Source organism: Streptomyces albicerus, assembly GCF_008905045.1.
Classification (GTDB): Bacteria; Actinomycetota; Actinomycetes; order Streptomycetales; family Streptomycetaceae; genus Streptomyces; species Streptomyces albicerus.
On sequence record NZ_VWMY01000007.1, the window covers coordinates 1 to 9470 of the forward strand.

Consider the following 9470-nt stretch of genomic DNA (forward strand, 5'->3'; position numbering starts at 1 on the left):
GTTCCCCGCGCCCCTAAAAGACGGGGCTGCGCCCCTGTCTTTTGTCTTCAGGGGCGCGGGGAACTGCGCGACCAGCCACGACGAAGCCGCACGAACTGTCAGCCGTTGCCCCCGAAGTCCAGCAACACCTTGCAGGACTCGGCGCGGTTCGCCGCGAGGGCAAAAGCCGACTCGGCCTCGCCGAGAGGGATCACCGCGCTGACCAACTGGTCGAAACGGGGCTCTCGGGCGAGGAGCGCGAGCGCGTCGTCGAACTCCTCGTCGAAGCGGAAGGCTCCCCGGAGTTCGATCTCGCGGCTGACCACGAGGTTTCCGGCGAAGGGGCTCTGGCCGGGAGGCAGCATGCCGAGTTGGACGACGACTCCGCCGCGTCGTACGAGGCGGAGGCAGGTGTCCAGGCCCGCGGCGACGCCGGAGGCCTCGATGGCCGTGTCCACCTCGGAGGGCCACGTGGGAGCGGCTGGATCGTCCGCGCGTACGGCCTCGTCCGCGCCCGCCGCCATCGCGTACTCCAGAGCGCGGGGCAGCAGGTCCGTGACCGTCACTCGTGCGGCCCCCGCCGCCTTCGCCGCCGCGACCACCAGACAGCCGATGGGCCCGGCGCCCGTGACGAGGACGTGCTTCCCGGTGACGTCGCCGGCCCGTCGTACCGCGTGCAGGGCGACCGACAGCGGTTCGGCCAACGCCGCCCGCCGCAGCGGAAGTCCGACAGGCAAAGGCCTCAACTGCTCGACAGGGACGACGACTTGAGCGGCGAAACCGCCCTGGACGTGCGGCATACGCGCCGCACTGCCGAGGTAGCGGGTGTCACGGCACACGTTCCGCCGCCCGGCGGTGCACTCCGGGCACTCACCGCAGGGCGTCGCGGGGTGCACGGCAACGGCCGTACCAGGCGAGGGGCCTGACACGCCATCACCGTACAGAGTCACCGTCCCCACCACCTCGTGACCGAGCACCATCGGCTCCCGGAGCCGGAAGTCGCCGACTCCGCCGTGCCGCCAGTAGTGGAGATCGGACCCGCATACGCCGCCGTAGCGCACGGCGACGAGCGCCTCGCCGGGGCCGGGGGAGGGGACCGGGAGTTCGTCGACGCGCAGGTCGCCCTGGCCGTGGATCACGCAACCGAGCATCAGGACAGCCCCTTTCAGAGGACTCAGAGGACTCGGAGGACTCAGAGGACGCTGGTCATGCCGCCGTCGACGTACAGCACCTGTCCGCTGACGAAGTCCGCCGCGGGAGAGGCGAGGAACAGGACCCCGCCCACCAGGTCCTCCGTACGCCCCCAGCGTCCGGCCGGGGTCCGTCGTCGGACCCACGCGCTGAACTCAGGGTCGTCGACGAGGGGCCTGGTCAGTTCGGTCTCGATGTAGCCGGGGCCGAGGCCGTTGACCTGGACTCCGTGCGGTCCCCAGTCGGCGCACATGCCCTTGGTGAGCATCTTCAGCGCGCCCTTGGTGGCGGCGTACGGCGCGATCCCGGGCCGTACGACCTCGCTCTGCAGGGAGCAGATGTTGACGATCTTGCCGTGGCCGCGTGCGGTCATCCCCCGGGCGGCCTCACGGCCCACGAGGAACGCGCTGGTGAGGTTGGTGTTGAGGATTCGGTGCCAGTCGTCGTCGGCGAACTCCAGGAGCGGGGCCCGCAGTTGCATGCCCGCGTTGTTGACAAGGATGTCGAGCGGGCCCACCCGCTCCTCGACGTCCGCGATCCCGGCGGCGACCGACGGGCCGTCAGTGACGTCGAAGGCGGCGGTGCGGATCTCGCCGGGCAGTTCGGCGGCGGCCTTGGTGAGCCGGTCGGTGTCGCGGCCGTTCAGCACCACCGTGCAGCCGGCCTCCGCGAGGCCCCGGGCCAGCGCGAGGCCGATGCCCCGGCTGGACCCGGTGACCAGCGCCGTACGGCCACTGATGTCGAAGAGAGGGTGAGCCATCGTCGTACTCCCGGGTTACGCGCTAGATCACGAGGGACAGCAGCAGGACCAGGCCGCCGGCGACCACCGAGATGATGGTCTCCATGACCGACCAGGTCTTGATGGTCTGTCCGACGTTGAGGCCGAAGTACTCCTTGACCAGCCAGAATCCGGCGTCGTTGACGTGACTGAAGAACAGCGAGCCGGCCCCGATGGCGAGGACGAGCAGCGACGCGTGCGTGGTCGACATGTCGGCCGCGAGCGGGGCGACGAGACCGGCCGCCGAGATGGTGGCGACGGTCGCGGAACCGGTCGCGAGCCGGATCGCCACCGCGATCAGCCAGGCGAGCAGCAACGCGGGGATCGACCAGTCCTCGGAGATGTCCAGGATCATCTGGCCCACCCCGGAGTCGATCAGCGTCTGCTTGAAGCCGCCGCCGGCGCCGACGATCAGCAGGATGCCCGCGATCGGGCCGAGGGACTTCTCGACGGTCGAGGAGATCCGGTCCTTGGTGAACCCGGCCGCCCGGCCGAGGGTGAAGATGCCGACGAGCACGGCCGCGAGCAGCGCGATCAGCGGCGAGCCGATCACGTCGAAGACCCGCTGAACCATGTTCTCGGGGTCGTCGATGATGATGTCGACCAGTGCCTTGGAGAGCATCAGGACGACCGGCAGCATCACGGTGGCGATGGTGACGCCGAAGCCCGGGCGCTTCTCCAGGTCCTCGGAGGCACGCTGCGGGATCATCTTCTCCGGCGCGGGTACGTCCACCCAGCGGGCCGCGTACTTGGAGAAGAGCGGGCCCGCGATGATCACGGTCGGGATGGCCACGAGTATGCCGAGCGCGAGGGTGACGCCGAGGTTCGCCTTGACCGCGTCGATCGCGACCAGCGGGCCGGGGTGCGGCGGAATCAGACCGTGCATCACGGACAGGCCCGCGAGCGCCGGGATGCCGATGCGCATCAGCGAGTAATTGCCGCGCTTGGCCACCATCAGGACGACCGGGATGAGCAGCACGATGCCGACCTCGAAGAACAGCGGCAGGCCGATCACCGAGGCGATCAGCACCATCGCCCACGGCATCGCGCGCCCGCCGGCCCTGGCGAGGATCGTGTCGACGATCTGGTCGGCGCCGCCGGAGTCCGCGAGCAGCTTGCCGAGGATGGCACCGAGCGCGATCAGCACGCCCACGCCGGCGACGGTCGAACCGAGACCGGTCGAGAAGCTGGTGATCGCCTTGTCGAGCGGGGCCCCGGCGAAGGCGCCGAGAGCCAGCGACCCGATGGTCAGCGCGAGGAAGGCGTGGAGCTTGAACTTGGTGATGAGCAGGACGATGACGGCGATGCCCGCCAGTACGGCGATGCCCAGCTGAGCATGGCCTGCCGAGGTGATCGGCTCGACGGGATCCGCTGCCAGCATCTCGACGCTGAGTCTGGTCACGGTGCTTTTCCTTGACTAGGAGACTGCGGGGGAGGGGGAGGGGTGTTACTGGTCGAGGCCGCGCAGAGCGGTCACGGCCCGTTCGGTGATCTCCTCGGGGCTGCCGGAGACGTCCACGGCGACACCCGTCTCGTCCGCCTGGAGCGGCTGGAGGGTGGCGAACTGGGAGTCCAGGAGCGCCGTCGGCATGAAGTGCCCCTGACGGTGCGCCATCCGGTCCTCGATGAGCTCCCGGTCACCGGTGAGATGGACGAAGACGACCCCGGGAGCGGCGGACCTGAGCCGGTCCCGGTAACTGCGCTTCAGCGCCGAGCTGCTGACCACCCCGCCGAGCCCGGCCCGGCCGTGGGCCCAGGCGCCGATGGCGTCGAGCCAGGGCCACCGGTCCTCGTCCGTGAGGGGCGTCCCGGCCGTCATCTTGGCGATGTTGGCCTCGGGGTGGAAGTCGTCGCCCTCGGCGTACGGAACGCCGAGCCGGGCGGCAAGCAGGGGACCGATGGTGGTCTTGCCGGTGCCTGCCACGCCCATGACCACGACGACGTGGGGGGTGCTCATCGCTGCCTCGCTGTCTTCTTCGACACTCGGATGTCGACAGGTAGATGTCGGATGTACGTCAGGTGCCGCATCCGTCACGACACTGAAACCCATTGGTCAGACGAATTCAAGAGTCTGTGACGCATAAGTCTGACTTTTTGTTCCCGCTGTCTGCCTCGTAGGCTGAACCCCATGAGCACACCGGGCCGGGGGCTGCACGGCCGTGTACTGGAGAGCCTCGGTCCCGCCATCACTGCCGGCGAGTATCCGCCGGGCAGCGTGCTGCGCACCGACGAGCTGGCGCAGCGTTTCGAGGTGTCACGCTCCGTGATGCGTGAGGCCGTCCGGGTCCTGGAGTCGATGCACCTGGTCGAGTCCCGTCGCCGGGTCGGTGTGACGGTGCGTCCCGCGAACGAGTGGAATGTCTACGATCCCCAGGTCATCCGGTGGCGTCTGGCGGGCGCCGACCGCCCGCGCCAGCTGCGCTCGCTGACCGTGCTGCGCTGTGCCGTCGAACCGGTCGCCGCGGGCCTGGCGGCCAAGCACGCCACCGCCGAGCAGTGCGCCGAGCTCACCGAGTGCGCCCTCGGCATGGTGGCCAATTCGCGCGGCCACAAGCTGGAGGGCTACCTCGTTCACGACGTCGCCTTCCACCGGATCGTGCTGAACGCGTCCGGCAACGAGATGTTCGCCCGTCTCGGTGACGTGGTCGCCGAGGTGCTCGCGGGCCGGACCCACCACCAGGTCATGTTCGAGGACCCCGACCCGGCTGCCGTCACCCTGCATGTGCAGGTCGCGGAGGCGGTTCGCGCGGGCGATGCCGTCCGCGCGGAGGAACTGACCCGGGAGATCGTTGTGGGCGCGCTTCAGGAGTTGGACATTCTCAGTCCGGAGTCCTGAGGGCTCAGACTTGAACCTCCTGAACTTCTGGGCGTCGTGAGGTAGTTGTTCGCCTGCGGGTCCGTTGTGGCTTGTCGCGCAGTTCCCCGCGCCCCTATCGGGGCTGTGGCTACTCGGTGATGTCTCCGTCCACGTACACCCACGCCCCGTCGACCCGCTCGAACCGGCTGCGTTCGTGCAGCGAGCCCCCGGCGTAGGACGCCCGGAACGTCACGGTTCCGGTGGTGTGGAAGGCCGACCCCTCGGCCGTGTCGAGGATCTCCAGGCCGGTCCACCGCATCCCCGGATCGAATTCGATCCGCGCCGGCCGCGTTCGCGGATGCCAGGTCCGCAGCAGGTACGCCTCGTCGCGCTTCACGAACGCGCAATACCGCGAGCGCATCAGCGCCTCCGCGGTCGGTGCCGTGCCCTCACCCCGATGAAATCGGCCACAGCACTTCTCGTACGTCTCCGCAAGACCGCAAGGACAGTGGGGGTTGTGTGCAGAAGCGGAAGCGCGCTGGCGGCGGGACTGCGAGGTGCGACGGGGCATGGCTCCATTCTGCTGCACCACCGCCTGTGGGGAATCGGTGAATCAGCTGACCCGACACGAGTACATCGTGTGCGGGCTGTGCACGGCCCTCTTCATGGAACCTCCCTCCGGGGTGGCGTGAACATGTCTTGCTCTGGCAACTCCCGACCCCCCACCGTGGTTTGAGCACTTGAGCATCAGGAGTCACAAGCGTGTGCTTGACCCCGGACGGCCGTCCGTCCGGGGCACTGACGGGGGAAGCTGTTGCGGTGCCGCGGACCGGTGCGCTGACGCGCGTCCGGACACCTCCGCGTGCGCCGGACGAAGACGTCTCCCTCTGCCGCCTCTTGGTGCCTTCCACCCGGTGCCCGAGAACGGATTAGGAGGGGGAATGCCGATGAGCGCGGTGAGCACTGCCAGGCCGACGTATCCCGGCGTCTACGTCGAAGAGCTTCCCAGCAGCGCCCGGACCATCTCGACCGTCACCACCTCGGTGACCGCCTTCGTGGGGCACACCCGGCGCGGTCCGCTGAACGAGCCGGTGCGCGTCACGAGCTTCACCGAGTTCGAGCGCCGCTTCGGGGGCCTGAGCTCGCAGAGTGCCGTCGGCTACGCGGTGCACCAGTTCTTCGGCAACGGCGGCACGGTCGCCGTGATCGTCCGCGTCGCCAAGGCGGGCAGCGGCAAGGCCGCCTGCGTCACCCTGGAGTCCACCGAGGGCCACAGCGAGAGCGCGGTCCTCGAAGTGCACGCCAAGGAGCCGGGCGTGTGGGGCAACGGTCTGCGCGTCGCCGTCGACTACGACACACCCAGCCCGGACGAGACCTTCAACCTGCGGGTGTACGACGCCAAGGGCGAGGCCCGCGAGAGCTTCACCGGGCTGTCCATGGACGCCTCGCACGGCCGGCACGCGCCGACCGTGATCAACGCGGGGTCGCGACTCATCCGCGTCGAGGCCGTCGGCGAGGGCCGCCCCGACCCGTCCGGCACCGTCTCCAAGCCGTTCGGGCACGAACTGCCGGACCTGGCCGTCGACTTGACCGTCAAGATCGGCGAGGTCGAGCGCGAGTTCACGCTGTACGACCCCGACACGGACGGCGAGGCCCCGAGCGGCGTCGCCGAGCTGGCCCTGCTCCTGGAGCGCAAGCTGCGGGCGCTGCCCGACGCGCCGGGCAAGCACGCCTTCGCGGGCGCCGAGGTCACCGCGTTCGGCAAGCGCCTCCAGGTCGTCGCCGGTTCCACCGACCCCGAGGACGTCGTCCGCTTCCTCGGCGAATGCGCCAACGACCTGGGCCTGGAAGCCTCCGTCAATCCGCCCGTGTTCCCGCTGGAGGGCGGCGAGGACGGCGAGGCGCCGGGCCCGCGCGACCTCATCGGCAGCGAGGCCGGCAAGACCGGCATCCAGGCGCTGCGCGGCGTCGCGGACGTCAACCTGCTCGTCCTGCCCGAGCTGGCCGCGTACGAGTCGACCGAGGACATGATCACGGTCGTCTCGGCGGCCCAGCGGCTCTGCCAGGAGCGGCGGATCTTCCTCCTCGTCGACGCGCCCGGCACCTGGGTCAGCGTGGACACCGCCCGCGCCGGACTCGCCGCCTTCGACGCCGTACGCGGCAACCACGCGGGCCTGTACTTCCCGCACCTCCAGCTGACCGATCCGCTCACCGGGCGGCTGCGCTCCTTCCCGCCCTCGGGCGCGGTCGCGGGTGTCTTCGCGCGCACGGACTCCGAGCGCGGCGTGTGGAAGGCACCGGCCGGCACCGAAGCACGGCTCGCGGGCGTGCACTCGCTCACGGTCAACCTGACCGACCGCGAGACCGGGCTCCTCAACCCGCTCGGCGTCAACTGCCTGCGCACCATGCCGATGGTGGGCCCGCTCGTGTGGGGCGCGCGCACTCTTGAGGGCTCCGACGCGCTCGACAGCGAGTGGAAGTACGTGCCCGTGCGGCGGCTCGCGCTGCACGTGGAGGAGAGCCTCCAACGCGGCCTGCAGTGGGTCGTGTTCGAGCCCAACGACGAGAACCTGTGGCAGCAGATCCGCCTCGGCGCTTCCTCGTACCTGCACAACCTCTTCCGCCAGGGCGCCTTCAAGGGCGGCACACCGCGCGAGGCGTACTTCGTCAAGTGCGACCACGACACCACGACGGACGAGGACATCGCGAACGGCATCGTGAACGTCCTGGTCGGCATCGCACCGGTCAGGCCCGCCGAGTTCGTGATCGTGCGGATCCAGCAGACGTCCGGGCAGTTCGAGCTCTGAGACCGAAGACGGAGAACGTGAAGGAAACCGATGGCTGAGTTCACTGTCAACGCCCAGCGCTTCGACCCGTACAAGAACTTCAAGTTCCTCGTGCTGTGGGACGGTCGTACGGTCGCGGGCATCAGCAAGATCAGTCCGCTGAAGCGGACCACCGAGGTCGTCAAGCACCGGCACGGCGGCGACCCCAGCTCCCCGCGCAAGTCGCCCGGGCGCTCGGAGTTCGAGGGCATCACCCTGGAGCGCGGGGTCACGCACGACCCCGAGTTCGACCGCTGGGCCAACAAGGTCTGGCAGGTCGGGGCCGGTCTCGGCTCCGAGGTGTCCCTCGCGGACTTCCGCAAGGACATCGTGATCCAGGTCCTCAACGAGGCGGGCCAGGTGGCCGTCTCGCACAAGCTCTACCGGACCTGGCCGAGCGAGTACCAGGTCCTCGGCGAGCTGGACGCCAACGCCAACGCGGTGGCGATCCAGTCGCTGAAGCTCGAGTGCGAGGGCTGGGAGCGGGACTACGAGGTGCCCGAGCCGGAGGAGCCTTCTTTCCTCAACCCTGCCTGAACGGCGGCGAGTTGAACGACGGACGGGCTGCGGGGGCAGCGGGGCGGGAACGGAACGGGGGCGGGCATGGCGATCACTCGGGCGGCTGAACTACTCGCCACCTGGGAGGCCGGGCTTGCCCAAGCCCCGTCCGGACGCGCCCTGTTGCTGCACCGCGCCGCACGCCCGGACACCGGTGGCGAGACGCTGTCCTCGCTGCCGGTGGGCGAGCGGGAGGCGGACCTCTTCGCGCTGCGTCAAGCCCTGTTCGGCGAGCGGATGCAGGTGCGTCTCGCCTGCGTCGCGTGCGGCGAGGACATGGAATTCGACCTGGGCGCCGGGGAGTTGGCCCGGTCGACGGGCGCTCCCGCCGAGTCGTCGGTACGGGTCGCCGAGGACGGCTGGGAGGTGGAGTTCCGGGTGCCGAGCGTCGCCGACCTGACGGCGGCGGCCCGGCAGCCGGATCCCCGCCGGGCCCTGCTCGCGCTCTGTGTCGTATCGGCGGTACGCGACGGAGCGGCCGTCCCGGCCGACGCGCTGCCCGAGCCGGTGCAGCGCCGGCTCGCCGAGGCGGCACAGGAGGCCGACCCGGGCGCCGACGTCACGCTCAACATCAACTGCCCCGAGTGCGGTGCGGCCACCCGCGCCGAGCTCGACATCGCCTCCTACCTGTGGACCGAACTGGACGCCTGGGCACGGGACGTGCTCCTCGACGTCCATCTGCTCGCCACCGCCTACGGCTGGAGCGAGCCGGAGATCCTGGCGCTCAGCCCGCTGCGGCGCCGCTACTACCTGGAGCTGTGTGCGGATGTCTGACTCCCTGGGCGGGCGCCCCGCGGAAGACCGGGCGCCTGGGGCGCCCGACTTCTTCGACCGGCTGCTCGCCCGGCACACGCCGGCCGCCGCGCCGCGCTCCGGCGTGGTGCGGGTACAGCCGCGACTCGCCGGTCCCTTCGAACGGGTCGAGGCGGTACGTGCCGGGACGCCCGAGCCGGACGCGGCGGAGCCGCTGTGGCCTTCCGTCACCCGATCGCCCACGTCGGAAGGGGACTTGGCGCGACCGGCGGTGCGCGAGGTCCAATTCCGTACCGAGCGGGAGCGGACCGTCGTACGGGCCGAGCGGGTGCCGTCGGACGAGCCCGCGCCCCGGTCCGTGGCGCGGGACCTGGCCGAGACGCCGTTGCTCCGGCCCGCCCTGCCAGTGGCGCCGAGGCCACGGCTCGTTCCCGACACCGGTCGGCGGACCGCCGGGCGCGGCGAACCGGAGCGTACCTCCGCACCGAGCGCGGTGTCCGTGCCCACCCCTTCGGGTCCGGGCACCGCTTCCCCTGCTGCCGTGTCCGCGGCGCTGCGACCCAGCGCCGCGGACACGGCGGCGGCCCGC

At 70.4% G+C, this 9470-nt stretch carries 10 protein-coding genes; 5 read left to right on the plus strand and 5 right to left on the minus strand.

Translation table 11 applies throughout. From position 1 onward, the window contains the following. Positions 1–98: 98 nt before the first annotated feature. The 4 genes from GAS53_RS07350 to GAS53_RS07365 are packed head-to-tail and all read right to left on the minus strand — an operon-like array spanning position 99 to position 3905. Positions 99–1130: an L-idonate 5-dehydrogenase gene (locus tag GAS53_RS07350; protein WP_151476641.1), complete on the minus strand. Its 1032-nt coding sequence runs from the start codon at positions 1128–1130 to the stop codon at positions 99–101. A 41-nt stretch (positions 1131–1171) separates the two neighbouring features. Next, entirely contained in the window at positions 1172–1930 is a 759-nt protein-coding gene (locus tag GAS53_RS07355; RefSeq protein ID WP_151476642.1) for an SDR family oxidoreductase, read from the minus strand. Positions 1931–1952: 22 nt separating this feature from the next. After that, the gene (locus GAS53_RS07360; RefSeq protein ID WP_151476643.1) at positions 1953–3350 is read right to left on the minus strand and encodes a GntT/GntP/DsdX family permease; all 1398 of its coding nucleotides are present in this window, start codon (positions 3348–3350) and stop codon (positions 1953–1955) included. A gap of 45 nt (positions 3351–3395) precedes the next feature. Then, complete coding sequence (locus GAS53_RS07365; protein WP_151476644.1) at positions 3396–3905, minus strand: gluconokinase; 510 nt, start codon at positions 3903–3905, stop codon at positions 3396–3398. Positions 3906–4076: 171 nt separating this feature from the next. Here GAS53_RS07365 and GAS53_RS07370 point away from each other — a divergent pair, with 171 nt between their 5' ends. Beyond that, positions 4077–4784, plus strand: coding sequence for a FadR/GntR family transcriptional regulator (locus GAS53_RS07370; protein ID WP_151476645.1), 708 nt, complete (start codon positions 4077–4079; stop codon positions 4782–4784). 109 nt (positions 4785–4893) lie between these two features. Here GAS53_RS07370 and GAS53_RS07375 read toward each other — a convergent pair whose 3' ends face one another. Continuing rightward, a complete protein-coding gene (locus GAS53_RS07375; RefSeq protein ID WP_151476646.1) occupies positions 4894–5316 on the minus strand; it encodes a YchJ family protein in 423 nt (140 codons plus the stop codon). Positions 5317–5686: 370 nt separating this feature from the next. Here GAS53_RS07375 and GAS53_RS07380 point away from each other — a divergent pair, with 370 nt between their 5' ends. From GAS53_RS07380 to GAS53_RS55020, 4 genes are all read left to right on the plus strand, one after another. Continuing rightward, positions 5687–7552, plus strand: coding sequence for a phage tail sheath family protein (locus GAS53_RS07380; RefSeq protein ID WP_151476647.1), 1866 nt, complete (start codon positions 5687–5689; stop codon positions 7550–7552). Between the two features lie 30 nt (positions 7553–7582). Next, complete coding sequence (locus tag GAS53_RS07385) at positions 7583–8107, plus strand: phage tail protein (RefSeq protein WP_055614510.1); 525 nt, start codon at positions 7583–7585, stop codon at positions 8105–8107. 66 nt (positions 8108–8173) lie between these two features. After that, positions 8174–8902: a T4 family baseplate hub assembly chaperone gene (locus GAS53_RS07390; protein ID WP_151476648.1), complete on the plus strand. Its 729-nt coding sequence runs from the start codon at positions 8174–8176 to the stop codon at positions 8900–8902. Then, the coding region (locus GAS53_RS55020; RefSeq protein WP_192583005.1) for a hypothetical protein at positions 8895–9470 on the plus strand (576 nt) is incomplete at its 3' end. The genes GAS53_RS07390 and GAS53_RS55020, both read left to right, overlap by 8 nt.